The organism is Streptomyces sp. NPDC030991, assembly GCF_055571235.1.
The window spans coordinates 365,418-389,754 of the sequence record NZ_JBVIFR010000003.1 but is presented as its reverse complement, the minus strand read 5'-3'; the positions used below and the strand labels follow the sequence as shown (position 1 = coordinate 389,754).

Here is a 24,337-nt window from a genome sequence, read left to right as displayed (position 1 = left end):
GGAAGTCGACCGGGGCCCCTCTTCTACGTCGCCGACGGGGTCACGCCTTGACGCGGACCTCGGAGCGGAGCTTCATGGCGAGGTCAGACGCCGCCTTGAGGTCGGGCTTCTTGCCGGCCATCATGTCCGCGATCTCGAGCGGCACCACGACCGCCGTGGTGCTGTGGTCGCCCCAGATGCAGACCGGCATGTGCATCTTCTTGGGCGCGCCGGGGCTGGCGGACGAGGAGCCCGTGTTCTCGACCTGCATCTCCTGGCACTTCAGGACGAAGTCGTCCGTGCTGTAGTCGGAGGGGCTGCCGACGAGCGTGGCCTTGCTGTCACTGTCGCCCTTGGCCGTCTCGAGGGCGCCCTTGGCGAACATGCCGTCGACGACCTTCTCGGGATCGTCGATCTCCCCGTAGGCGCCGGTGAACTGCATCACCTTGCCGGCCAGCGGGTTGGAGGTGTCCGTGACCTGGTACGAGGCGCCGACGGGCTTGCCGTTCTTGAGGCCGTTCTTCTCGGCGTCCTTCATGTCGGCGTCGTCGAAACCGGTGGACGAGTCCTTGGTGTCCTTCTTGTACTCGCCCAGCACCGTCGCCGGAGCGGTCAGCTTGTGCGCGCCGTCGTCGGCGACCGAGGCGCTGCCGCCGCCCCCGCCGAAGACGAAGTACGCGCCGACGCCGATGGCCGCCACCACGGCGACCGCCGCGATGATCAGACCCGTCTTCTTCTTGCCGCCGCCACCCTGCGGCGGAGCCGCCGGGTACTGCCCGTAGGCGTCCTGCGGCTGCTGCCCGTAGGGGCCAGGCTGCTGGGGCTGGCTGTACGGCTGCTGCGGCGGGACCCCGGGCGGGGCCTGCTGCGGGTAGCCGTATCCGGGCTGGGGCGCCTGCTGGGGATACCCGTAGCCGGGCTGCGGGGCCTGGGGCTGCTGGCCGTACGGGCCCGGCTGCTGCTGAGGCTGGCCGTAGGGCCCGGGCTGCTGCGGCTGCTGCGGCTGGCCCCCGTACGGGCCCGGCTGGTTGTGGCTCATTGCTTGGGTTCCTCCCCGAGGTTTATGTGCTTCCGACATCCTGACGTACGCGCGTGCGGTTCGGTCCCACGGATTCGGTTTCAGTACGACCTTGTGACCCCTCTAAACTGAGCCCGTGACCGAGAACTCTCAGCAGCAGACCCCAGCGCCCACCTCCGAACTGCCGACCCAGTACGCGCCGGCCGAGGTAGAGGGGGCGCTGTACGAGCGCTGGGTGGAACGGGGCTACTTCACCGCTGACGCGAAGAGCGAGAAGGAGCCGTACACGATCGTCATTCCGCCGCCGAACGTCACGGGCTCGCTCCACCTGGGGCACGCGTTCCAGCACACGCTGATGGACGCTCTGACGCGCCGCAAGCGCATGCAGGGGTTCGAGGCGCTGTGGCTGCCGGGTATGGACCACGCCGGTATCGCGACGCAGAACAAGGTGGAGCAGCAGCTCGCCGAGGAGGGCAAGTCGCGGCAGGATCTGGGCCGCGAGGAGTTCGTCGACCGTGTCTGGCAGTGGAAGCGCGAGTACGGCGGCAAGATCCTCGGCCAGATGCGCCGCCTCGGCGACGGTGTCGACTGGTCGCGTGAGCGGTTCACGATGGACGAGGGCCTGTCGCGCGCCGTCCAGACCATCTTCAAGCGGCTCTTCGACGACGAGCTGATCTACCGCGCCGAGCGCATCATCAACTGGTGCCCGCGCTGCCTGACCGCCATCTCGGACATCGAGGTGGACTACCAGGACGACGACGGCGAGCTGGTCTCGCTGAAGTACGGCGAGGGCGACCAGAGCGTCGTCGTCGCGACCACCCGGGTCGAGACGATGCTCGGTGACACGGCCGTCGCCGTCCACCCGGACGACGAGCGGTACGCCCACCTCATCGGCAAGCGCATCAAGCTGCCGCTGACGAACCGCACGATCCCGGTGGTCGCGGACGCGCACGTCGACCCGGAGTTCGGGACCGGCGCCGTCAAGGTGACGCCCGCCCACGACCCGAACGACTTCGCCATCGGGCAGCGGCACGACCTCGAAACCATGACGATCATGGACGAGCGCGGGGTCATCACGGTCCCGGGTCCGTTCCAGGGCCTCGACCGGTTCGAGGCGCGCGCCGCCATCGTGGACGCGATGCGTCAGCAGGGCCGTGTCGTCGCCGAGAAGCGCCCGTACGTCCACTCCGTCGGCCACTGCTCGCGCTGCCGGACCACCATCGAGCCGCGGCTCTCGCTGCAGTGGTGGGTCAAGGTCGAGACGCTGGCCAAGGCCGCCGGCGACGCGGTCCGCGACGGCCGCGTCACGCTCCACCCGAAGGAGATGGAGAAGCGGTACTTCGACTGGGTCGACAACCTCAACGACTGGTGCATCTCGCGCCAGTTGTGGTGGGGCCACCGCATCCCGGTCTGGTACGGGCCCGAGGGCCAGGTCGTCTGCGTCGGTCCCGACGAGGAGCCGCCGGGCACCGAGGCCGAGGGCTGGACGCAGGACGAGGACGTCCTGGACACCTGGTTCTCCTCCGGCCTGTGGCCGTTCTCCACGCTCGGCTGGCCCGAGCGGACCCCGGACCTGGAGAAGTTCTACTCGACCGATGTCCTGCTCACCGGCCACGACATCATCTTCTTCTGGGTCGTCCGGATGATGATGTTCGGTCTGTACGCGATGGACGGCGAGGTCCCCTTCAAGACGGTCGCCCTGACCGGTCTCGTCCGCGACGAGAACGGCAAGAAGATGTCGAAGTCCTTCGGCAACGTGGTGGACCCGCTCGACTGGATGGACAAGTACGGCTCGGACGCGCTGCGCTTCACCCTCGCGCGCGGCGCCAACCCGGGCACGGACGTGCCGATCGGCGAGGACTGGGTCCAGGCGTCCCGTAACTTCGCGAACAAGATCTGGAACGCCACGCGCTTCGCGCTGATGAACGGCGCGACGGTCGAGGGCCCGCTGCCGGAGCCGTCGCAGATGACGGCCACCGACCGGTGGATCCTGTCGCGGCTGAACAAGACGGTGGCGGAGGTCGACGCGTTCTACGACGACTTCCAGTTCGCGAAGGTCTCCGACTCCCTCTTCCACTACGCGTGGGACGAGGTCTTCGACTGGTACGTCGAATTGTCGAAGACGACGTTCATGGCGGGCGGCGAGCCGGCGAAGGTGTCGGGCCGGGTCCTCGGTGAGGTCCTGGATGTGACGCTGCGGCTGCTGCACCCGATCGTGCCGTTCGTCACCGAGTCGCTGTGGACCACGCTGACCGGCGGTGACTCCGTCGTGATCGCCGACTGGCCCAAGGACAGCGGCTTCCGGGACGACGCCGCCGAGCGGGAGATCGAGACGCTCCAGCAGGTCGTCACCGAGGTCCGCCGCTTCAAGGGCGAGCAGGGCCTCAAGGCGGGCCAGCGCGTCCCGGCCCGCCTCAAGCTCGACGGCACGGCGCTGGCTTCGCACGAGGCGGCGATCCGTCAGCTCCTGAAGCTCCAGCCGGCGGGCGAGGAGTTCCACGCGACGGCGACGCTCCCGGTGGCCGGCGCCGAGGTGGCGCTCGACCTCTCCGGGGCCATCGACGTGGCGGCCGAGCGCAAGCGGCTCGCCAAGGACCTGGCGGCCGCCGAGAAGGACAAGGCACAGGCCGAGGGCAAGCTGGGCAACGAGAAGTTCCTGGGCAAGGCCCCGGAGAACGTCGTGGAGGGCATCCGTGCCCGCCTCGCCAAGGCGGACGAGGACATCGCCCGCATCCAGGCGCAGCTGGAGCGGCTGCCGCAGGCGTGAGCGGTTGCGCCGTCCGTATGTGAGTGAAGGCCCCGGAACCCATTGGTTCCGGGGCCTTCGTCCGCGTAGGGCGTGCTCAGGATGTGCTCAGGACGTGGACAGTCCCAGATGCCGCAGCTCGACGTCGGCCAACGCGTCCAGGACCGCCGGGTCGGCCTCCCGCCAGCCCTCGGCGAGGCGGCCGGGGCCCGCGTCGCTGAAACGGGCGAGTTCGTCGAGGGGGCGGACCAGGGCGCGCAGGGCGAGCAGTTCGCGCCCGTCCTCGGTGGCGGCCAGTTCGCGTGCGGCGGCGGCCTGCCGGGTCCAGCGGATGCGGCGCGGCACCCACAGGGCGAACAGCAGGCCGACGGGGACGACGAACAGGGCGACGGCGGCGAGCACGGCGAGGGACTGCGCGGGCGCCGGCCCGGCGGGTGCCACGTCGACGAGCCGGTCGCCGGCCCGGGCGACGCCGTGCAGGGTGCCGTGCATCCGGGGGCCGAGCAGGGGGAGGCGGGGGCGGGGGTGTGCGGCGGGCCGGGCCGCGAGGGTGATGAGCCGGTGCGCGGACACCGCGGCCCCCGCCCACAGGGCGATCCACAGCAGGGCCGCGCCGTCACCGATGATCTGCCGTGCGCGGCGGCCGGGTTGATGTGCGTACCACATGGTCCGAGGGGTACACCGCGGGCGCGGGCCGGACCGGTCACCGCGCCGCGCGTTACGGCAAATGGACGCGCCTCGCGCGGGGGTCTACGCCGCGCTCATCACCCGCTGCAACTCGTCGAAGTCCTCGACGCACCTGCCGCAGCCCAGGGCGACGCTGTGCAGCGGGTCGTCGGCGACGAAGACGGGGATGCCGGTGGCGGAGGTCAGCCGCAGGTCGAGGCCGGGGAGCAGGGCGCCGCCGCCGGTCAGCACGATCCCGTGCTCCATGATGTCGCCGGACAGCTCCGGCGGGCACTCCTCCAGCGTCGCCTTCACCGCCGTGATGATCGCCTCCACCGGTTCGTCGAGCGCGGCGCGCACCTCCTGCACCGTCAGCTCGACCGTCTTGGGGAGTCCGGCGACCTTCTCGCGGCCCCGCACGGTGAACGCCCGCATCTCGAAGGCTTCCTCGCCGGGCACGGGCCACGCCGAGCCGATGGCGACCTTGACGTCCTCGGCGGTGCGTTCTCCGATGAGCAGCCCGTGCTGCTTGCGTACGTGGTCGGTGACGGCGGTGTCGAGGCGGTCGCCGCCGACCCGCAGCGAGCGCGCGGTGACGACGCCGCCCAGCGAGATGACGGCGACCTCCGTGGTGCCGCCGCCGATGTCGACGACCATCGAGCCGCGCGGTTCGGCGACCGGCAGGCCCGCCCCGATCGCCGCCGCCATCGGTTCCTCGATCAGGTGGACGGCCCGCGCGCCCGCGCGCTGGGCCGCGTGGACGATGGCGCGCCGCTCGACGGGGGTGACGCCGCTCGGTACGCAGATGACCATGCGGGTGCGCGGCCGCCGCCCGGGCACGGCCTTGCGCACGAAGTGCCGGATCATCTCCTCGGCGGCCTCGTAGTCGCTGATGACGCCGTCGCGCAGCGGCCGGATCGCGGTGATCGATCCGGGGGTGCGGCCGATGGTCTCCTTCGCTTCGGTGCCGACGGCGAGTGCGGTGCGGCTGCCCTCCTTGATGGCGACGACGGAGGGTTCGTTCAGCACGATGCCCTGACCGCGTACGTAGAGAAGGGTGTTGGCGGTGCCGAGATCAATCCCTATGTCCATGATCAGCAAGTTTGCCATGGGTGGTGCCGTCGGTGCTGTCGGCGGTCCTCCGTAGACTGGCGTACGTGAGTGACCTCCCCCCGCGCGACAGCAGCGACGACGAGCCCGCCGGCCAGCACGCCTCCGACGCCTTCGAGGAGATCGTGGGCGCCGAGACCGAGCGCGACCCCGACCTCGCGGTGATCGAGGCGGGCAGCCGCACCCTGCGCGCCCGGGGCAGTGCGCCGCAGGGCGACGACATCCCCGCGCGTCCGCAGGACCCCGAGGTGGAGAAGGCGCTGCGCGCGGTGGAGGCCGATCTGGCCACCCGCTGGGGCGAGACGAAGCTGGAGCCGTCGGTCGACCGGATCGCCGCGCTGATGGACGTCCTGGGCGCGCCGCAGCGCGCGTACCCCTCGATCCACATCACGGGGACGAACGGCAAGACGTCCACGGCCCGCATGATCGAGGCCCTGCTCGGCGCCTTCGATCTGCGGACGGGCCGATACACGTCGCCGCACGTGCAGTCGGTCACCGAGCGCATCAGCCTCGACGGCGCGCCGATCGACTACGAGCGTTTCGTCGAGACGTTCGACGACATCAAGCCCTATGTCGACATGGTCGACTCGCAGCAGGAGTTCCGTCTCTCCTTCTTCGAGGTGCTGACGGCGATGGCCTACGCGGCGTTCGCGGACGCCCCGGTCGACGTCGCGGTCGTCGAGGTCGGCATGGGCGGCAGCTGGGACGCGACGAACGTGATCGACGGTTCGGTCGCGGTGATCACGCCGATCGACCTCGACCACACCGACCGGCTCGGCTCCACGCCGGGTGAGATCGCGGGTGAGAAGTCCGGGATCATCAAGCAGGACGCGACCGTGATCATGGCGCAGCAGCCGGTCGACGCGGCGCAGGTGATCCTGAAGAAGGCCGTGGAGCGGGACGCGACGGTCGCGCGCGAGGGCCTGGAGTTCGGCGTGGTGGCGCGGCAGGTCGCCGTCGGCGGACAGCTCGTGACGCTGCGCGGCCTCGGCGGCGAGTACGAGGAGATCTTCCTCCCGCTGCACGGCGCGCACCAGGCGCACAACGCGGCGGTGGCGCTCGCCGCCGTCGAGGCGTTCTTCGGCATCGGCTCGGAGCACGCGCGTCCGCTCGACATCGACACGATCCGCACGGCGTTCGCGGCGGTCACCTCGCCGGGCCGCCTCGAGGTCGTCCGCCGTTCGCCGACGGTCGTCCTGGACGCCGCGCACAACCCGGCGGGCGCCCGGGTGACGGCCGAGGCGATCAGCGAGGTCTTCGACTTCAGCCGGCTGATCGGGGTGGTCGGCGCCAGCGCCGACAAGAACGTGCGGGGGCTGCTCGAAGCCTTCGAGCCGATCTTCGCGGAGATCGTCGTCACGCGGAACTCCAGCCACCGGGCGATGGACGCCGACGAGCTGGCGGCGGTCGCGGTGGAGGTCTTCGGGGACGAGCGGGTGCAGGTGGAGCCGCGGCTCGACGACGCGCTGGAGGCCGCGATCACGCTCGCCGAGGAAGAGGGCGAGTTCGCGGGCGGGGGAGTGCTCGTCACGGGTTCGGTGATCACGGTCGGCGAGGCCCGGCTGCTGTTGGGGAAGGGCTGATCCGCTGTGCGTACGTTGTGTTCCTCGACCCTGATCGGCGAGTTCTTCGTCATCGGTTTCGCCGGTCTCGTGGCGATGAAGGACCCGGATCTGTCCACCGGTCTCGTCTGGACGGTGTGCGGGGTCGCCATGGTGGTCAGTGTGCTGCTGTGCGGCATGGTGTCCCGGCCGGGCGGTGTCCAGGCGGGCTGGGCCCTGCAGATCGCGTTGATCGTGAGCGGCTTCTGGGTTCCGCTGATGTTCTTCATGGGTGCGTGCTTCGCGGCGCTGTGGTGGGCGTCGGTCCACTTCGGGCGCAAGGTCGACGCGGCGAAGGCCCGCTGGGCGGAGCGGGACGCCAGCGCGGCGTAGGTTTTTCGGGGTGCGGGGGCGCGCGGCGGTGTGATGCGGGTGCGTCGTGGCTGGTCGCGCAGTTCCCCGCGCCCCTGGGATGCGCACTGCGTGCGCCATCTTCAGGGGCGCGGGGAACTGCGCGCTCAGCCCCCACCGGACCCGCGGACGAAGAACTCCCGGGGCCGCGCCCAGCCCACCGCACCCCCACCCGCCCCCACGGCACGTGCCCATGGTGACCCCCTGTAATCTCGGGCCCACCGCACATCCAGGCCGTACAAGGAGTCCAGCCGACATGACCCAGCGCACGCTCGTCCTGCTCAAGCCCGACGCGGTCCGCCGTGGCCTGATCGGCGAGATCATCGGCCGTATCGAGCGCAAGGCCGGCTGGACGATCAGCGCCCTGGAGCTGCGCGGCCTGGACCAGGAGACGCTGGAGCTGCACTACGGCGAGCACAAGGGCAAGCCGTTCTACGAGCCGCTGGTCGCCTTCATGTCGTCCGGCCCGGTGGTCGCGCTGGTCGTCGAAGGTGACCGGGTGATCGACGGCGTACGCCAGCTGGCCGGTCCGACCGACCCGATCGCCGCCGCGCCCGGTTCGATCCGCGGTGACTTCGGTGTCATCGTCCGGGAGAACCTGATCCACGCCTCGGACTCCGAGGAGTCGGCCGAGCGCGAGCTGAAGATCTTCTTCCCGAACCTGGTCTGAGGTCGGCGGCCGGTCTTCTCGGGTCTCGTCTGGTGAGACCTGCGGAAAGTGTTTTCTGACGCCGTGTCAGCCGCCGGGTGCGACTGACCTGGAGCGGCCCGAGAAATTGGGCCGCTCTTTGGCATATGCGGCCCGATCGGGGGAACGCAACCCTCCGTCGGCACGTCCCCATTAGCGGGGCGGGGGTTCATCTGCTGACAATGGCGAAGACCCTCGCGCCGTGATCGTGCAGGCGAGACTACGATGGAAGCCTCCACGCCACACGCGTCCACCTCTCGCCTACCTGACAAGCAATCAAACGCTCCACTTGGGAAGGCCAGACGAATCCTGATGGGGAACTCAATGTCGTTCATCGGCCGTGACATGGCTGTCGACCTCGGGACCGCCAACACGCTGGTGTACGTCAGGGGTCGTGGGATCGTGCTCAATGAGCCGTCCGTGGTCGCGATCAACACCAACACCGGTGGCATCCTCGCGGTCGGCGCCGAAGCCAAGAAGATGATCGGGCGCACGCCGGGCAACATCGTGGCGGTGCGCCCCCTCAAGGACGGCGTGATCGCCGACTTCGAGATCACCGAGCGCATGCTCCGCTACTTCATCCTGAAGATCCACAAGCGGCGCTACCTGGCCAGGCCGCGCGTGGTCGTCTGCGTGCCCTCCGGTATCACCGGGGTCGAGCGCCGCGCGGTCATCGAAGCCTCCTCGCAGGCCGGCGCCCGCCAGGTGCACATCATCGAGGAGCCCATGGCCGCCGCCATCGGCTCCGGCCTCCCGGTCCACGAGGCCACGGGCAACATGGTGGTCGACATCGGCGGCGGCACCACCGAGGTCGCCGTCATCTCGCTCGGCGGAATCGTCACGGCACAGTCCATCCGGGTCGCGGGCGACGAGCTGGACAACGCGATCATCCAGCACATCAAGAAGGAGTACTCGCTCCTCCTCGGTGAGCGCACCGCCGAACAGATCAAGATCACCATCGGCTCCGCGTACGACCTCGACAACGACGAGCACACCGAGATCCGCGGCCGCGACCTCGTCTCCGGCCTGCCGAAGACCGTCGTCATCTCGGCCGCGGAGGTCCGCAAGGCCATCGAGGAACCGGTCAACGCGATCGTCGACGCGGTCAAGACCACCCTCGACAAGTGCCCGCCGGAGCTCTCCGGCGACGTCATGGACCGCGGCATCGTGCTGACCGGCGGCGGCGCCCTGCTGCGCGGCCTCGACGAGCGGCTGCGCCGCGAGACCGGCATGCCGATCCACATCGCCGAGAACCCGCTGGACAGCGTGGCGCTCGGCTCCGGCAAATGCGTCGAGGAGTTCGAGGCGCTCCAGCAGGTGCTGGACTCCTCACCGCGCAGATGAGCGAGGCGTGACCCTCATAGGGTTGGTCCGCCGTACGAGTGGCTGCCACTTCGTACGGCGGATCGTTGATATATAGGCAAGGCATAAGAATTCCCCAGATTTCCGATCGAGGAAGGCACGCCGCCGCACGTGAGGGACACACGAGAGAGCCGGCTGCTCCTGGTGCTGCTGGTCGCCATCGCGTTCGCACTGATCACGGTGGACATCCGCGGCGGTGAGGACTCGCCGGTCGACGGTGCCCGCCAGGCAGCCGCCAAGGTCTTCGGCCCGGTGGAGAACGGCGTCTCCGGCGCCGTCGACCCCATCGGCAACGCCGTCGGCGCGGTCCGCGACTCCGGCAACCGCCACGACCGCATCGGCCAACTGGAGCGCGAGAACGCGGCGTTGAAGGCCAAGCTCGGCAGCGACGACCGCAACCGCAGCAAGATCCGCCAGCTCGACAGCATGCTGAAGACCGCCGGCGCGGGCCAGTACGGCATCAAGGGAGCCCAGGTCATCGCCATAGGGTCCGCCCAGGGCTTCTCCTGGACCGTCACCATCGACGCCGGCGCCGACGACGGCCTCAAGCGCGACATGACCGTGCTGAACGGGGACGGCCTCGTCGGCCGCGTCACCACCGTCGGCCCGGGCACCTCGACGGTGCTGCTCGCCAACGACCCCGACTTCACCGTCGGCACCCGGATGGAGAAGACCGACGAACTCGGCTTCACCTCCGGACAGGGCGACCGCCCGCTCCGCGTCCAGCTGCTCAACGGCAAGGCCAAGGTGAAGAAGGGCGACCGGCTCGTCACCTTCGGCTCGCAGGCCGACAGGCCGTTCGTACCCGGCGTCCCGGTCGGCAGGGTCGTCCGCGTCGACCCGTCCGGCGGCGACCTGACCCGCACCGTCTACGTCCAGCCGTACGTCGGATTCACCCGGCTCGACATCGTCGGCGTCGTCGTCCAGCCCCCGCGCACCGACCCGCGCGACGAGGTCCTGCCGGCCAAGCCCGCGAAACCCAGGCCGACCCCGACGGTGACCGTCACCGCCACTCCGTCCGCGCCCGCGAACGGCGCCGCCGACAACGGCTACGAGCAGTAGTCAGGAGGAGCAACACTCATGCGCTTCAACCGGATGCTGCTCTCCACCAGCCTCGTCGTCGTCGCCCTCGTCATCCAGGTCTGCGTCCTGGCCCGACTCCAACTCCCGGGCGCCGTACCGGATCTGCTGCTCCTGACCGTCCTCGGCCTCGCCCTGGTCTACGGTCACGTCGGCGGCGCCCTCGTCGGCTTCGGTGCCGGCCTCCTCGCCGACCTCGCCCCGCCCGCCGACCACGCCGCGGGCCGCTACGCCCTCGTGCTCTGCGTCATCGGCTACCTCGCCGGCCTCGCCAAGCCGGAGAACGGCCGGCTGCGCTCGGCGACCGGCCCCATGGCCGTGGTCGTCGGCGCCGCGATCGGCACCACCCTGCTCTACGCGGGCGTCGGCGCCCTCGTCGGCGACACCGCGGCCCGCCACGTCGGCCTCGGCAGCCTCGTCCTGACGGCCGCGCTCTACGACCTGCTGCTCGCGCCGTTCGTCGTACCCGGCGTCATGGCGCTCGCCAGACGCGCGGAGCACGATCCGCTGGCCGAGACCTCGGGAAGCTCCGGCAAGACCGCCGACGTCTCCGCCGGGTGGCTCTCCGCCGGCACCGGCCTGCGCATCGGCAACCAGCGCGGCGGCCTGCGCATGAAGACCGCCAAGGCGCGCGCCGCCCGCGCCGGACGCATCAAGGGGGTCAAGCGCCTGTGAGCGCACGGCGATCGACGCACAGCTTCCAGGTGTACACGTACTCGTACTCGTACTGAGAGGGGGAGCCCACCACCGTGACCAACATCCCCGAGACGGGCCGGACACCTCGCGTCCAGATCCGGCTCATCGTCCTGCAGATCCTCGTCCTCTCCCTCCTGCTGACCCTCGGCGGCCGCCTCTGGTACCTCCAGATCCGCAACGGCGACGAGTACGCCAAGGAAGCCTCAGGCAACCACGTCCAGCAGGTCGTCACGCCCGCCGTGCGCGGCTCGATCCTCGACGCCCGCGGCGTGCCCATCGCGGACAACGAGACCCGCCTCGTGGTCTCCGCCTCCCGCACCGACCTCATGAAGATGAAGGACGACGGCAAGGGCGTCCTCGCCAAGCTCGCCGCCGTCCTCGGCCTCAAGCCCAAGGAGGTCGAGGAGAAGGTCCGGCTCTGCGACGCCAAGACGCCGCAGCCCTGCTGGAACGGATCGCCGTACCAGCCCATCCCCATCACCGACGAGGCCACGCCCAAGCAGGCGCTGCAGATCCGCGAGCGCAGCGAGGACTTCCCCGGCATCACCGCCGAACCGACCGCCGTACGCCGCTACGCCGGGCCCGGCGGCTCCAACACCGCGCAGGTCCTCGGCTACCTCTCCCCGGTCACCGACGGGGAGATCGAGAAGGCCAAGGACTCCGACTCGCCGTACCTCCGCTCCGACCAGGTCGGCCGCTCCGGACTGGAGCGCACCTACGACAAGGAGCTCCGCGGCAAGGCCGGCGTCACCCGCTACGAGGTCGACAACCTCGGCCGCGTCATCGGCCGCGCCGACAGCGACAAGGCCGAGCCGGGAGCCAACGTCGTCACGTCGATAGACGCACGCGTCCAGTCCGTCGCCGAGTACGAGCTGAACGAGGCGATGAAGACCGCCCGCAAGGAGTTCGACAAGAACACCGGCACCAACTACAAGGCCGACTCCGGCGCCGTCGTGGTCCTGGAGGCCAAGACCGGCCGCGTCGTCGCCATGGCGTCCAACCCGGCCTACGACCCGAACGCCTGGGTCGGCGGCATCTCCGGCAAGGACTACGCCGACCTCACCGGCAAGAAGTCCAACTACCCGCTGCTGAACCGGGCGATCCAGGGCCAGGCCGCCCCCGGCTCGATCTTCAAGGTCGTCTCCACCTCGGCCGCGGTCAAGGCCGGCTACGAGTTCGACGGCCACTACCCGTGCACCAGCTCGTACTCCATCGGCGGCCAGGTCTTCAAGAACTTCGAGTCGGCGAACCACGGGCCGATCACCCTGGGCCGCGCCCTGGAGGTCTCCTGCGACACCGTCTTCTACGGCCTCGCCCACAACGAGTGGAAGAAGGACGGCGGCCTCAAGGGCAACAAGGACACCCAGGACTGGTTCTACAAGACGGCCCACCAGTTCGGCCTCGGCAAGGAGACCGGCGTCGACCTGCCCAACGAGGTCACCGGCCGGGTCCCCGACCGCCAGTGGAAGCAGCGGTTCTGGAAGGCCAACAAGGACTCCTGGTGCAAGTCCGGCAAGAAGGACGGCGACTACGTCCAGAAGCTCAACTACGAGAACTGCCTCGAAGGCAACCTCATGCGCGCCGGTGACGCCGTCAACTACTCCATCGGCCAGGGCGACACGCTCGTCACCCCGATCCAGATGGCGTCGATCTACGCGGCGATCTCCAACGGCGGCACCCTGCACGCGCCCGAGGTCGGCAAGGCCGTCATCAGCGGCGACGGCAAGCAGGTCACCGAGATCCAGCCCAAGACCAACGGCAAGCTCCCGATGACCGGCAGGACCCGCGACCAGATAGACCAGGCACTGGCGGGAGTGGCGACCCGCGGTACGGCCGCCTGGCGGTTCCAGAACTGGCCGCAGGAGAAGATCCCGATGCACGCCAAGACGGGTACGGCCGAGGTCTACGGCAAGCAGACGACGTCCTGGTTCGCGACGTACACCAAGGACTACTCGATCGTCATGACGATCTCCCAGGGCGGTACGGGCTCCGGCGCCTCGGGGCCGGCCGTCCGCAAGATCTACGACGCGATGTACGGGCTCGACAGCAACGGCAAGCAGGACCTGAAGAAGGCGCTGCTGCCCGAGCCGCAGAAGGCCCTGCCGAAGGTCGGCACCGACGGCTCGATCGACGCGCCGGAGATCAAGCCGTACCAGCCGGAGAAGGAAGTGCCGCCCGGGCAGCAGCAGTTGGCGGCGGGCCTGCCCACCTCCACGTACAGCAGGAGGGACTGACTCACGCATGGCCGGCACCAATGGCTTCTCCGTCTCCGGGTACGGGCCCCAGCGTTCCACCATGTCGCGGCTGTTGGCCCGCGACTCCGTGGCGCGGCGGCTCGACTGGCCGATACTGTTCTCCGCGCTCGCGCTGTCGATGATCGGCGCCGCGCTCGTCTACTCGGCCACCAGGAACCGCACCGAGCTCAACCAGGGCGACCCGTACTACTTCCTGCTCCGGCACCTGCTGAACACCGGCATCGGCCTCGCGCTGATGGTGGGGACGATCTGGCTGGGACACCGGACGCTGCGCGGCGCGGTCCCGATCCTGTACGGGATCTCCGTCTTCCTGGTGCTGCTCGTCCTCACCCCGCTCGGCGCGACGGTGAACGGGGCGCACGCCTGGATCATCATCGGCGGCGGCTTCTCCCTCCAGCCCTCCGAGTTCGTGAAGATCACGATCATCCTGGGCATGGCGATGCTGCTCGCGGCGCGCGTCGACGCCGGCGACCGGGACCACCCCGACCACCGGACCGTCCTCCAGGCCCTCGGGCTCGCCGCCGTCCCGATGGCGGTCGTCATGCTGATGCCCGACCTCGGCTCCGTCATGGTCATGGTGATGATCGTGCTCGGCGTGCTGCTCTCCTCGGGCGCCTCCAACCGCTGGGTCCTCGGACTGATCGGCGTCGGCGCGGCCGGTGCCGTGGCCGTGTGGAAGCTCGGGGTGCTCGACGACTACCAGATCGCCCGGTTCGCGGCGTTCGCCAACCCCGCGCTCGACCCGGCGGGCGTCGGCTACAACACCAACCAGGCGCGCATCGCGATCGGCTCGGGCGGACTCTCCGGCGCGGGCCTCTTCCACGGCTCGCAGACGACCGGCCAGTTCGTGCCCGAGCAGCAGACCGACTTCGTGTTCACGGTGGCCGGCGAGGAGCTGGGCTTCGTGGGCGCCGGGGCGATCGTGCTGCTGCTCGGCGTGCTGCTGTGGCGGGCCTGCCGGATCGCCCGGGAGACGACGGAGCTCTACGGCACGGTCGTCGCCGCCGGGATCATCGCCTGGTTCTCGTTCCAGGCGTTCGAGAACATCGGGATGACCCTCGGGATCATGCCGGTGGCCGGGCTCCCGCTGCCCTTCGTGTCGTACGGAGGGTCGTCGATGTTCGCCGTATGGGTGGCCGTGGGGCTGTTGCAGTCGATCCGGGTGCAGCGGCCCATGTCGGCGTAGAGCACCGACGACCCGGGCGCACCGCGCTCTGTCGGGCGGGGCGATCGCCGTCTAAGTTCGAACCATGGCGGAGACGAAGCGCGAGATCGAGCGGAAGTACGACGCCCCTGACGAGGGCTTCCGGCTGCCCGACCTGCTCCAGGTCCCCGGCGTGTCGGAGGTCGTCGGCAAGGGCGTCGTCGAACTCGACGCGCTCTACTACGACACGGCCGAACAGCGGCTCGCCGCCCAGCGGATCACGCTGCGGCGGCGCACCGGCGGCGACGACGCGGGCTGGCATCTCAAACTCCCCGTCGCGGCGGCGGACGACGCCCGGGACGAGGTGCGGGCGCCGCTCTCCGACGAGGTACCGGGGGCCCTCGTCGGACTCGTACGCTCCCGGATCCGCGACGCCGGACTGATCCCCGTGGTGCGGCTGCTGTCCTCCCGTGACGTGTACCACCTGACCGGCGCCGACGGCACGCTGCTCGCCGAGGTGTGCGTGGACACCGTGCGCGCCGAGCGGGTCGGCACCGAGCGCGCCGCCGCCTGGACCGAGATCGAGGTCGAGCTGGCCGACGGCGGCGACCCCGCGTTCCTCGCCAAGGTCGACAAGCGGCTCCGCAAGGCCGGGGTCGAGCGGTCCGCCGCCACCTCGAAGCTGGCCCGCGCCCTGGACGAGACCGGGGCACGGCCGCCCCGCGAGGCCGCCCCGGCAGCGCCCGTCACCGCCGGGGAGCACGTCCTCGCCCGGCTGCGGGCCCAGCGCGACGCCCTCGTCGCGACGGACCCGGCCGTGCGCCGGGACCTCCCGGACGCCGTGCACCGGATGCGGGTCGCGACCCGGCGGCTGCGCAGCGCCTTCAAGACGTACAGGAAGGTCCTCGACCCGGCCGTGACGGAGCCGGTCGGCGCGGAGCTGAAATGGCTCGGCGCGGAGCTGGGCATCGACCGCGACCGGGAGGTGCTGACCGAGCGGCTCACCGCGCGGATCGAGGCGCTGCCCCGCACCCTGCTGCTCGGGCCGGTGCAGGGGCGGCTGCGGATCTGGGCCGTCGCCGGCCGCCTGGGATCGCGCAGGCACACCGTCGCCGTGCTCGACGGCAGGCGCTACCTGGCCCTCCTCGAAGCGCTCGACGCCCTGCTCGCCGACCCGCCGCTGAAGCCCGCGGCCGGCCGTCCCGCCGCCCAGGTGCTGGCGAAAGCGGCGCTGAAGGAGCATGCCCGCCTCACAGCCCGCGTCGAGCACGCCCGCGCGCTGCCGCCCGACGCCGACCGCGACCACGCCCTGCACGACGCCCGCAAGGCCGCCAAACGCGCCCGGTACGCGGGGGAGAGCGCACGGCCCGCACTGGGCAAGCAGGCCAAGAAGTTCACGAAACGGGTGAAGAAGGTGCAGTCGCTGCTCGGCGACCACCAGGATTCCGTCGTCGCCCGCGAGACGCTGCGGGACCTGGCGATCCAGGCGCACGCCGCCGGGGAGACCGCCTTCGCCTGGGGTCTGCTGTACGGCCAGGAGCAGGCGGCGGCCGCGGACCGGGAGCGAGAACTCCCGGCGGTATGGGATCGAGCGGCGAAGCCGCGCCTCTCGGCGGGTTAGCCTTGAGGGTCACCCTGTCAGCTCACAAAGGTCCACGGTTATGCCTGCCGAAGCCGCCGCCGCGGCGCCTCAAGTGGTCGAGTCTGTGTTTCCGCAGCTCGAAGCGCTGCTCCCGCATGTGCAGAAGCCGATCCAGTACGTCGGCGGAGAACTCAACTCCACGGTGAAGCCGTGGGAGTCCGCCGACGTCCGCTGGGCGCTGATGTACCCGGACGCGTACGAAGTCGGTCTGCCCAACCAGGGCGTCATGATCCTCTACGAGGTGCTGAACGAGCGCGAGGACGTCCTCGCCGAGCGCACGTACAGCGTCTGGCCGGACCTGGAAGCGCTGATGCGCGAGCACAAGGTCCCGCAGTTCACGGTCGACTCGCACCGCCCGGTCAAGGCGTTCGACGTCTTCGGCCTGAGCTTCTCCACCGAGCTCGGCTACACGAACATGCTGACCGCGCTCGACCTCGCCGGAATCCCGCTGGAGTCCAAGGACCGCACCCTGGACGACCCGATCGTCCTCGCGGGCGGCCACGCGGCGTTCAACCCCGAGCCGATCGCCGACTTCATCGACGCCGCGATCATCGGCGACGGTGAGCAGGCCGTGCTCGACATGACCGACATCATCCGCGCGTGGAAGGCCGAGGGCCGCCCCGGCGGCCGCGAGGAGGTGCTGTTCCGTCTCGCGAAGACGGGCAACGTGTACATCCCCGCCTTCTACGACGTCGAGTACCTGCCCGACGGACGCATCGGCCGCACCGTGCCGAACAGGTCGGGCGTGCCGTGGCGGGTCTCCAAGCACACCGTCATGGACCTCGACGAGTGGCCGTACCCGAAGCAGCCGCTCGTGCCGCTCGCCGAGACGGTCCACGAGCGGATGTCCGTCGAGATCTTCCGCGGCTGCACCCGCGGCTGCCGTTTCTGCCAGGCCGGCATGATCACGCGCCCCGTGCGGGAGCGAAGCATCACCGGCATCGGCGAGATGGTCGAGAAGGGTCTGAAGGCGACCGGCTTCGAAGAGGTCGGCCTGCTCTCGCTCTCCTCCGCGGACCACACCGAGATCGGTGAGATCGCCAAGGGCCTCGCCGACCGGTACGAGGAGGACAAGATCGGCCTGTCCCTCCCGTCGACCCGCGTGGACGCCTTCAACGTCGACCTCGCCAACGAGCTGACCCGCAACGGCCGCCGCTCCGGCCTCACCTTCGCCCCCGAGGGCGGCAGTGAGCGCATGCGCAAGGTCATCAACAAGATGGTGAGCGAAGAGGACCTGATCAGGACCGTCGCCACCGCGTACGGCAACGGCTGGCGGCAGGTGAAGCTGTACTTCATGTGCGGCCTGCCGACGGAGACCGACGAGGACGTCCTGCAGATCGCCGACATGGCGATGAACGTGATCCAGAAGGGCCGCGAGGTCTCCGGCGCCAACGACATCCGCTGCACGGTGTCGATCGGCGGCTTCGTGCCCAAGCCGCACACCCCGTTCCAGTGGGCCCCGCAGCTGTCGGCCGAGCAGACCGACGAGCGGCTCACCAAGCTGCGCGACAAGATCCGCGGCGACAAGAAGTACGGCCGCTCCATCGGCTTCCGCTACCACGACGGCAAGCCGGGCATCGTCGAGGGCCTGCTCTCCCGCGGTGACCGCCGCATCGGCTCCGTCATCCGCGCGGTCTACGAGGACGGCGGCCGCTTCGACGGCTGGCGCGAGTACTTCAGCTACGACCGCTGGATGGCGTGCGCGGCCAAGACGCTGCCCGCGTACGGCGTGGACGTCGACTGGTACACGACACGTGAGCGCACGTACGAGGAGGTCCTGCCCTGGGACCACCTGGACTCCGGTCTCGACAAGGACTGGCTCTGGGAGGACTGGCAGGACTCCCTCGACGAGACCGAGGTCGACGACTGCCGCTGGACGCCGTGCTTCGACTGCGGTGTCTGCCCGGCGATGGACACGGCCATCCAGGTCGGCCCGACCGGCAAGAAGCTGCTGCCGCTGACGGTCGTCAAGTAGCGGGAACGCACGCACGCGAAGGGGCGGCCGGTCATCGACCGGCCGCCCCTTCGCGTGTTCGGCGCTACTTGCTGACCGCGAACCGCATCAGGGCGATCTCGTCCCCCTGCTTGATCTTGCCCGTCGTGTTGATGACCTCCAGCTTCCAGGCGTCACCCGTGGCACGGACCGCCTTGGCCACCGCGCAGCCGTTGTCGGCGCTCAGCATGCTCGGCCAGATGTCGGCGACCTGCTGGCTGCTGCCGCCCGTGGCGTCGTACACCTTGATGCTGACGTTGCGCGCCTTCTGGAACGAGCTGCCCTTCTTGAACGCGGCCGCCACGAACACGATCGCCGTGATGTTCTGCGGGATCCGCGAGAACTCCACCGTGACCGTCTCGTCGTCCCCGTCGCCCTTGCCCGTCTGGTTGTCACCGCTGTGCACCAGCGAGCCGTTGCCCAGCGGGTCCAGCGAGTCGAGACCGGCGAGGCGCACCGGGTCCGCGCCCTGCATCGCGATGGCGATCAGGTCGAGGTCGGTGCCCTGCTTGCGGCGCAGGGCACCGAGCACCCCGCCGCTGCTCCCGGAGGTGGGGTCCCAGGACACCCCGATGGACAGATGTGTCACTCCGTCCAGGTCCGCCGGGCCGTCTTCCTTCGTGAGCGTGATCATGCGGGAAATCCCCCTCTTGGTGGCTGGTTACGCACAAAGTGTGCCTATACCAAGGGATCAACGTCCACGCGGGCGGCCGAGTGCCCGGGGCCCGGCGGGAACCTCGAACCGCGCGGAGACGTACTCTTGGTGGCAGCACGACCGTACTCACGAAGGATCAGGACACTGGGCAAGCGACAGCCCGTAGGCCCGCCGCCCGCACCCGCGGTGCAGCGCATCCGACTGCGTTACACCAAGCGCGGCCGCCTCCGGTTCACCAGCCACCGTGACTTCCAGCGCGCCTTCGAGCGCGCGCTGCGCCGCGCCGAGGTGCCCATGGCGTACTCGGCGGGGTTCACGCCGCATCCGAAGGTGTCGTACGCCAATGCCGCACCCACCGGCACGGGCAGTGAGGCCGAGTACCTGGAGATCGCGCTCACCGCGCCGCGCGACCCCGGCACGCTCCGGGAGCTGCTCGACGAGTCGATGCCCCTCGGCCTCGACATCATCGACGCCGTCGAGGCCCGCACCTCGGGCCTCGCCGACCGGCTCGCCGCCTCCGTGTGGGAGCTGAGGCTCGACGGAGTGTCGGTCGAGGACGCCTCGCGCGCCGCCGCGGCGTTCCGGGCCGCCGAGACCGTCGAGGTCCAGCGCCGCACGAAGAACGGCATCCGTACGTTCGACGCCCGCGAGGCCGTCGCCAGTCTGGAGGCCGTGGAAGCCACGGCTGATAGGCCCGGCGACAGCGCCTGTGCGATACTGCGCCTGGTTGTTCGGCACGTGACGCCTGCCGTTCGACCCGACGACGTCCTGTCCGGTCTCCGCGCCGTGGCTGACCTGGCGCCGCCGGTCCCCGCAGCGGTGACCAGGCTGGCGCAGGGGCCTTTCGATGAAGAGACCGGCACGGTGACCGACCCGCTCGCGCCCGACCGCGAGGCAGTCCAGGCCCCCCGAACGGGGGCCGCGGAACCTGCCGCCGCGACGGCGTCTGCCGTGGAAGGTCCCGCGTAAGGCGGTCGTCGTAGCGCCGCCCTGGGACTCGGGAGCCATCTGGGTCGGGCAGCGCACCCACCCAAGGACTTTCGCCAGGCCGTACGTACATCGCGTACCGGAACCGGCGAGAACAGACAGAGAGCCCCCGTGCGGCGCCCGCGCCCCGGACCGGCGGCACCGCGCGAGACGCGCGAGCCGCAGGCGTCACCGGTCATCCGGATGAGGCGCGGCGCCCGGGGGCCTGACGGGAGACACACCCGCATGCCCGAGCAGACCGAACCGAACGACCCCACCGTTTCCGCCGGGGGCGACACCCCCAGCGACACCCTGCCCCCGCGCCGCAGGCGCCGGGCCGCGTCGCGCCCCGCGGGTCCGCCCGCCGGGAAGGCCGCGCCGGCCATAGCGGCCGCCGCCGCGGACGCCGAGCCCGAGCTCGCGGCCGCCGACGAGACCACCGCGGGGACCCCCGAGACTTCCCCGGCCGCCGAGGCGCCCGCGCAGGACACCGCGCCCGCCGCCCGGCCGCGCCGCCGCGCCACCCGCCGCGCCTCCGCCCCGGCCGGCGCACCCGCCGGGCAGGACGAGAGCGCGCAGCCCGCCGCCGAGAGCGCCGCTCCCGCCGAGGAGCCCGCCGCGCCCGTCGCCGAGACCCCGGCCGAGGACGCGGCCCCGCGCCGCTCCCGCCGCCGTGCCACCCGCGCCGTCTCCGCGCCCGTCGCCGAGCAGGGCGAGCAGGCCGCCGAGCCGGCCGCCACGGAGCAGGTCGAGCAGGCCGCCACGCCGGCCGCCGAGACCGAGCCCGCCGCGGAGGCCGCCCCGCGTCGCCGTCGCCGCGCCACCCGCACCGTCACCGCGCCCACCGCCGCCCCCGAGGCCGCCGAGGCGCCCGTGGCCGACGAGCCGCAGGCCGTCGCCGCCCCGCAGGAGTCCGCCGCGGCCGAGGAGCCGGCCGAGGAAGCCGCCCCGCGCCGCAGCCGTCGCCGCGCCACCCGCGCCGTCGCCGCCCCGGAGGCCCCGGCGGCCGAGGCCGCCGCGCCCGCCCAGGTCCAGCCGGAGCAGGCCCAGCCGGAGCAGGCCGACACCGCGCAGCCCACCAGCGCCCCCGAGACGACCGACGCCGAAGCCGACGCCGATGACGTCTCGCCGCGTCGCCGTCGCCGCGCCAGCCGCAAGGCCGCGGGCGGTTTCGCCGAGCCGAGGTCGCAGCGGTCCGCTTCGAAGGCCGGCCGGGCCGACGAGGGCGACGGCGAGGACGCGGGCCGCCCGAAGCGGCCCTCGGTCGCCGTGTTCCAGGCGCCCGTCTTCACCGAGCCGATGTTCCAGACGCCGGAGCGTGCCGCCGCCGCTGCCGCGGCCCAGGCCGCCGACGACGAGCCCGCCGAGGACGAGCAGGCTCCGGCGCAGGCCCCGACCCCGGCCCCGGCCGCGGTCGTCGCCGAGGAGGAGCCGGCTCCGCGCCGTCGCCGCCGCAAGCGCGCCGCCGACGAGCAGCCCGCCGTCGCCGAGCAGCCGGCCGAGCCCGAGCCCGAGGCGGACGCCGAGGTGGAGGCCGAGGCCGAGGAGCCCGCGGAGCAGGACGACTCGGCCGACTCGTCCGAGCAGGCCGAGTCTGCCGACGACCACGACCACGACCACGACCACGACGAGAACGGTGACCGTCCGGCCCGTCGCCGCCGCCGCGGTGGCCGCCGCCGTCGCCGCGGCGAGTCCGCCGACTCCGACGCCGAGCAGGGCGCGTCCGACGACGCCGAGGACGACGTGGAGGAGCACGCCGACCACGGTGACCACCGTGACCAGGACGACCGCGAGGACCAGGACGAGCGCGACGACAACGGCGGGTCGGGTTCGAGCAGCAGCCGTCGCCGCCGGCGCCGTCGGCGTCGCGCCGGTGACGCGGCTCCCGAGGTCGAGCAGCCCTCGTCCGACGACCCGGAGCGCACGGTCGTCAAGGTCCGTGAGCCCCGCAAGAAGGAGAGCCACGCCGCCGAGCGGTCGACCTCCGCCGACGAGGTGCAGTCCATCAAGGGCTCCACGCGTCTGGAGGCCAAGAAGCAGCGTCGCCGCGAAGGCCGCGAGCAGGGCCGCCGCCGCGTCCCGATCATCACCGAGGCCGAGTTTCTGGCGCGCCGCGAGGCCGTCGAGCGCGTGATGGTCGTCCGCCAGAACGGCGAGCGCACCCAGATCGGCGTGCTCGAGGACGACATCCTCGTCGAGCACTACGTCAACAAGGAGCAGTCGACCTCGTACGTCGGCAACGTCTACCTGGGCAAGGTCCAGAACGTGCTGCCGTCGATGGAGGCCGCCTTCATCGACATCGGCAAGGGCCGCAACGCGGTGCTGTACGCCGGTGAGGTGAACTTCGAGGCGCTGGGCATGGCCCACGGGCCGCGCCGCATCGAGACCGCCCTCAAGTCCGGCCAGTCCGTGCTCGTACAGGTCACCAAGGACCCGATCGGCCACAAGGGCGCCCGCCTCACCAGCCAGATCTCGCTGCCCGGCCGCTACCTGGTCTACGTGCCCGAGGGCTCGATGACCGGCATCAGCCGCAAGCTCCCGGACACCGAGCGCGCGCGGCTGAAGACCATCCTCAAGAAGATCGTCCCCGAGGACGCGGGCGTCATCGTGCGCACCGCCGCCGAGGGCGCGAGCGAGGACGAGCTGCGCCGCGACGTCGAGCGTCTGCAGGGGCAGTGGGAGGACATCCAGAAGAAGTCCAAGCAGATCTCGACGTCGTCGCCGAGCCTGCTGTACGGCGAGCCGGACATGACGGTCCGCGTCGTGCGCGACATCTTCAACGAGGACTTCTCCAAGGTCATCGTCAGCGGTGACGAGGCGTGGGAGACCATCCACGGCTACGTCAACCACGTGGCGCCCGACCTGGCCGACCGCCTGACGCGGTGGACCAGCGAGGTCGACGTCTTCGCGACGTACCGGATCGACGAGCAGCTCGCCAAGGCGCTCGACCGCAAGGTGTGGCTGCCCTCCGGCGGCTCCCTGGTGATCGACAAGACCGAGGCGATGATCGTCATCGACGTCAACACCGGCAAGTTCACCGGTCAGGGCGGCAACCTCGAAGAGACCGTGACGAGGAACAACCTCGAAGCGGCCGAGGAGATCGTGCGCCAGCTGCGCCTGCGTGACCTCGGCGGCATCGTCGTCATCGACTTCATCGACATGGTCCTGGAGTCCAACCGGGACCTGGTCCTGCGGCGGATGCTCGAATGCCTGGGCCGGGACCGCACCAAGCACCAGGTCGCCGAGGTCACCTCGCTCGGCCTGGTCCAGATGACCCGTAAGCGCGTCGGCCAGGGCCTCCTGGAGTCCTTCTCCGAGACCTGCGTGCACTGCAACGGGCGCGGCGTCATCGTCCACATGGAGCAGCCCGCGTCCGGCGGTGGCGGCGGCAAGCGCAAGAAGCGCGGCCGCGGCGGCAACGGCGCGGACCACGGCCACGAGCACGAGGACCTGCACAGCGGCGTGGACGCGGCCGAGTCCGAGGCCGAGTCCGAGTCCGAATCCGAGGCCGAGGTCGCCGCGGAGGCGGCCGCCCCCGTGGCGCTGGCCGAGCCGGACTTCAACCCGGACGAGGAGCTGTACTCCAGCGCCGCCGAGGCGGAGGCCGCGGCGAGCCGTGGTGGCCGCTCGCGCCGCCGTGCCACGCGCCGCGCGTCGGCCCCGACCGGTGCGCCCAAGGAGCCGGTGGCCCAGGAGGCCCCGGCGCCTGCCCCGGCGCCCGAGCCCGAGCCGGCCCCGGTGCCCGAGCCGGTCGTCGAGGAGGCGGCCCCGCAGGAGCCCGAGCCCGTACAGGAAGAGGCTCCCGCGCCGCGGGCGCGTCGCCGGGCGACCCGTAAGGCCAGCGCGCCCGCCGGTTCCCCGAAGGCGTCCTCCGAGGAGGCCGCCGAGGTGACCGTCGCCGAGCCGGTGAAGGCCGAGCAGCCGGCCGCCGAGGCACCGGAGCCGCAGGAGGCCGCCGAGCCCGAGCCGGTCGCGGCTCCGGCCCGCACGCGCCGCCGCGCCGTCCGCAAGGCGGCCGCTCCCACCGCGTCCGAGGAGACGGCCGTCGTGGTCGTCCCGTCGGTCACGGAGGAGGCCGAGCCCGCGCAGGCGCCGGCCGACGAGGCCGCCGACGAGGCGCCCGCCGCCAAGAAGACGGCCCGCAAGACGGCCAAGAAGGCGACGGCGAAGAAGGCCGCCACCAAGAAGACCGCGGCCAAGAAGACGGCCGCGAAGAAGACGACGGCCAAGAAGGCGGCGAAGACGCCCGCCAAGAAGACGACCGCGAAGAAGACCGCGGCGGCCGGGCAGCAGTCGCAGCCCTCCGTCTCGGCCGCGGCCGACGAGGCCTGACCCACCCGCCCGGGAGACCGGGCTGGCGACGCCCCCGCACAGCAGCGCGCTGT

At 71.2% G+C, this 24,337-nt stretch carries 17 protein-coding genes; 13 read left to right on the top strand and 4 right to left on the bottom strand.

Features of this window, described 5'->3' with window-relative positions; translation table 11 throughout:
* Positions 1-40 precede the first annotated feature (40 nt).
* The gene (locus tag ACZ45E_RS07900; protein WP_468217893.1) at positions 41-1,018 is read right to left on the bottom strand and encodes a hypothetical protein; all 978 of its coding nucleotides are present in this window, start codon (positions 1,016-1,018) and stop codon (positions 41-43) included.
* A gap of 115 nt (positions 1,019-1,133) precedes the next feature.
* On the opposite strand from ACZ45E_RS07900, the gene ACZ45E_RS07895 reads away from it, so the two are divergent.
* Entirely contained in the window at positions 1,134-3,764 is a 2,631-nt protein-coding gene (locus tag ACZ45E_RS07895; protein ID WP_468217890.1) for a valine--tRNA ligase, read from the top strand.
* 87 nt (positions 3,765-3,851) lie between these two features.
* Here the strand turns inward: ACZ45E_RS07895 and ACZ45E_RS07890 are convergent, their stop codons facing one another.
* Both ACZ45E_RS07890 and ACZ45E_RS07885 read right to left on the bottom strand, forming a co-directional pair.
* Entirely contained in the window at positions 3,852-4,409 is a 558-nt protein-coding gene (locus tag ACZ45E_RS07890) for a hypothetical protein (RefSeq protein WP_468217887.1), read from the bottom strand.
* 84 nt (positions 4,410-4,493) lie between these two features.
* Entirely contained in the window at positions 4,494-5,501 is a 1,008-nt protein-coding gene (locus tag ACZ45E_RS07885; RefSeq protein ID WP_468218266.1) for a rod shape-determining protein, read from the bottom strand.
* A 65-nt stretch (positions 5,502-5,566) separates the two neighbouring features.
* Here ACZ45E_RS07885 and folC point away from each other — a divergent pair, with 65 nt between their 5' ends.
* From folC to ACZ45E_RS07835, 10 genes are all read left to right on the top strand, one after another.
* Positions 5,567-7,102: a bifunctional tetrahydrofolate synthase/dihydrofolate synthase gene (gene folC / locus ACZ45E_RS07880; protein ID WP_468217884.1), complete on the top strand. Its 1,536-nt coding sequence runs from the start codon at positions 5,567-5,569 to the stop codon at positions 7,100-7,102.
* 6 nt (positions 7,103-7,108) lie between these two features.
* The gene (locus tag ACZ45E_RS07875; protein WP_468217882.1) at positions 7,109-7,453 is read left to right on the top strand and encodes a DUF4233 domain-containing protein; all 345 of its coding nucleotides are present in this window, start codon (positions 7,109-7,111) and stop codon (positions 7,451-7,453) included.
* Between the two features lie 274 nt (positions 7,454-7,727).
* On the top strand, positions 7,728-8,141 hold the full coding sequence (ndk, locus tag ACZ45E_RS07870; RefSeq protein ID WP_468217879.1) for a nucleoside-diphosphate kinase: 414 nt from the start codon (positions 7,728-7,730) through the stop codon (positions 8,139-8,141).
* A gap of 342 nt (positions 8,142-8,483) precedes the next feature.
* The gene (locus ACZ45E_RS07865) at positions 8,484-9,503 is read left to right on the top strand and encodes a rod shape-determining protein (RefSeq protein ID WP_468217877.1); all 1,020 of its coding nucleotides are present in this window, start codon (positions 8,484-8,486) and stop codon (positions 9,501-9,503) included.
* A 129-nt stretch (positions 9,504-9,632) separates the two neighbouring features.
* The gene (gene mreC, locus ACZ45E_RS07860; protein WP_468217875.1) at positions 9,633-10,583 is read left to right on the top strand and encodes a rod shape-determining protein MreC; all 951 of its coding nucleotides are present in this window, start codon (positions 9,633-9,635) and stop codon (positions 10,581-10,583) included.
* An 18-nt stretch (positions 10,584-10,601) separates the two neighbouring features.
* On the top strand, positions 10,602-11,276 hold the full coding sequence (mreD, locus tag ACZ45E_RS07855; RefSeq protein ID WP_468217872.1) for a rod shape-determining protein MreD: 675 nt from the start codon (positions 10,602-10,604) through the stop codon (positions 11,274-11,276).
* Positions 11,277-11,350: 74 nt separating this feature from the next.
* On the top strand, positions 11,351-13,531 hold the full coding sequence (gene mrdA, locus ACZ45E_RS07850; RefSeq protein ID WP_468217869.1) for a penicillin-binding protein 2: 2,181 nt from the start codon (positions 11,351-11,353) through the stop codon (positions 13,529-13,531).
* Between the two features lie 7 nt (positions 13,532-13,538).
* Positions 13,539-14,738 carry a rod shape-determining protein RodA gene (gene rodA / locus ACZ45E_RS07845; RefSeq protein ID WP_468217866.1) on the top strand — a complete coding sequence of 400 codons (1,200 nt, stop codon included), beginning with the start codon at positions 13,539-13,541 and terminating at the stop codon, positions 14,736-14,738.
* A gap of 64 nt (positions 14,739-14,802) precedes the next feature.
* The gene (locus tag ACZ45E_RS07840; protein WP_468217864.1) at positions 14,803-16,317 is read left to right on the top strand and encodes a CYTH and CHAD domain-containing protein; all 1,515 of its coding nucleotides are present in this window, start codon (positions 14,803-14,805) and stop codon (positions 16,315-16,317) included.
* Positions 16,318-16,357: 40 nt separating this feature from the next.
* Positions 16,358-18,313 carry a TIGR03960 family B12-binding radical SAM protein gene (locus tag ACZ45E_RS07835; protein ID WP_468217860.1) on the top strand — a complete coding sequence of 652 codons (1,956 nt, stop codon included), beginning with the start codon at positions 16,358-16,360 and terminating at the stop codon, positions 18,311-18,313.
* Between the two features lie 64 nt (positions 18,314-18,377).
* Here the strand turns inward: ACZ45E_RS07835 and ACZ45E_RS07830 are convergent, their stop codons facing one another.
* The gene (locus ACZ45E_RS07830) at positions 18,378-18,965 is read right to left on the bottom strand and encodes a TerD family protein (protein WP_468217857.1); all 588 of its coding nucleotides are present in this window, start codon (positions 18,963-18,965) and stop codon (positions 18,378-18,380) included.
* 207 nt (positions 18,966-19,172) lie between these two features.
* On the opposite strand from ACZ45E_RS07830, the gene ACZ45E_RS07825 reads away from it, so the two are divergent.
* Positions 19,173-19,955: a TIGR03936 family radical SAM-associated protein gene (locus tag ACZ45E_RS07825; RefSeq protein WP_468217855.1), complete on the top strand. Its 783-nt coding sequence runs from the start codon at positions 19,173-19,175 to the stop codon at positions 19,953-19,955.
* A gap of 243 nt (positions 19,956-20,198) precedes the next feature.
* On the top strand, positions 20,199-24,284 hold the full coding sequence (locus ACZ45E_RS07820; RefSeq protein WP_468217853.1) for an Rne/Rng family ribonuclease: 4,086 nt from the start codon (positions 20,199-20,201) through the stop codon (positions 24,282-24,284).
* Positions 24,285-24,337 lie beyond the last annotated feature (53 nt).

Bases quoted from the DNA above. Each gene is read 5' to 3' on its own strand.
- ACZ45E_RS07900 (WP_468217893.1), bottom strand. From the start codon at position 1,018: ATGAGCCACAACCAGCCGGGCCCGTACGGGGGCCAGCCGCAGCAGCCG.
- ACZ45E_RS07890 (WP_468217887.1), bottom strand. From the start codon at position 4,409: ATGTGGTACGCACATCAACCCGGCCGCCGCGCACGGCAGATCATCGGT.
- ACZ45E_RS07885 (WP_468218266.1), bottom strand. From the start codon at position 5,501: ATGGACATAGGGATTGATCTCGGCACCGCCAACACCCTTCTCTACGTA.
- ndk (WP_468217879.1), top strand. From the start codon at position 7,728: ATGACCCAGCGCACGCTCGTCCTGCTCAAGCCCGACGCGGTCCGCCGT.
- ACZ45E_RS07865 (WP_468217877.1), top strand. From the start codon at position 8,484: ATGTCGTTCATCGGCCGTGACATGGCTGTCGACCTCGGGACCGCCAAC.
- mreD (WP_468217872.1), top strand. From the start codon at position 10,602: ATGCGCTTCAACCGGATGCTGCTCTCCACCAGCCTCGTCGTCGTCGCC.
- rodA (WP_468217866.1), top strand. From the start codon at position 13,539: ATGGCCGGCACCAATGGCTTCTCCGTCTCCGGGTACGGGCCCCAGCGT.
- ACZ45E_RS07840 (WP_468217864.1), top strand. From the start codon at position 14,803: ATGGCGGAGACGAAGCGCGAGATCGAGCGGAAGTACGACGCCCCTGAC.
- ACZ45E_RS07835 (WP_468217860.1), top strand. From the start codon at position 16,358: ATGCCTGCCGAAGCCGCCGCCGCGGCGCCTCAAGTGGTCGAGTCTGTG.
- ACZ45E_RS07830 (WP_468217857.1), bottom strand. From the start codon at position 18,965: ATGATCACGCTCACGAAGGAAGACGGCCCGGCGGACCTGGACGGAGTG.
- ACZ45E_RS07820 (WP_468217853.1), top strand. From the start codon at position 20,199: ATGCCCGAGCAGACCGAACCGAACGACCCCACCGTTTCCGCCGGGGGC.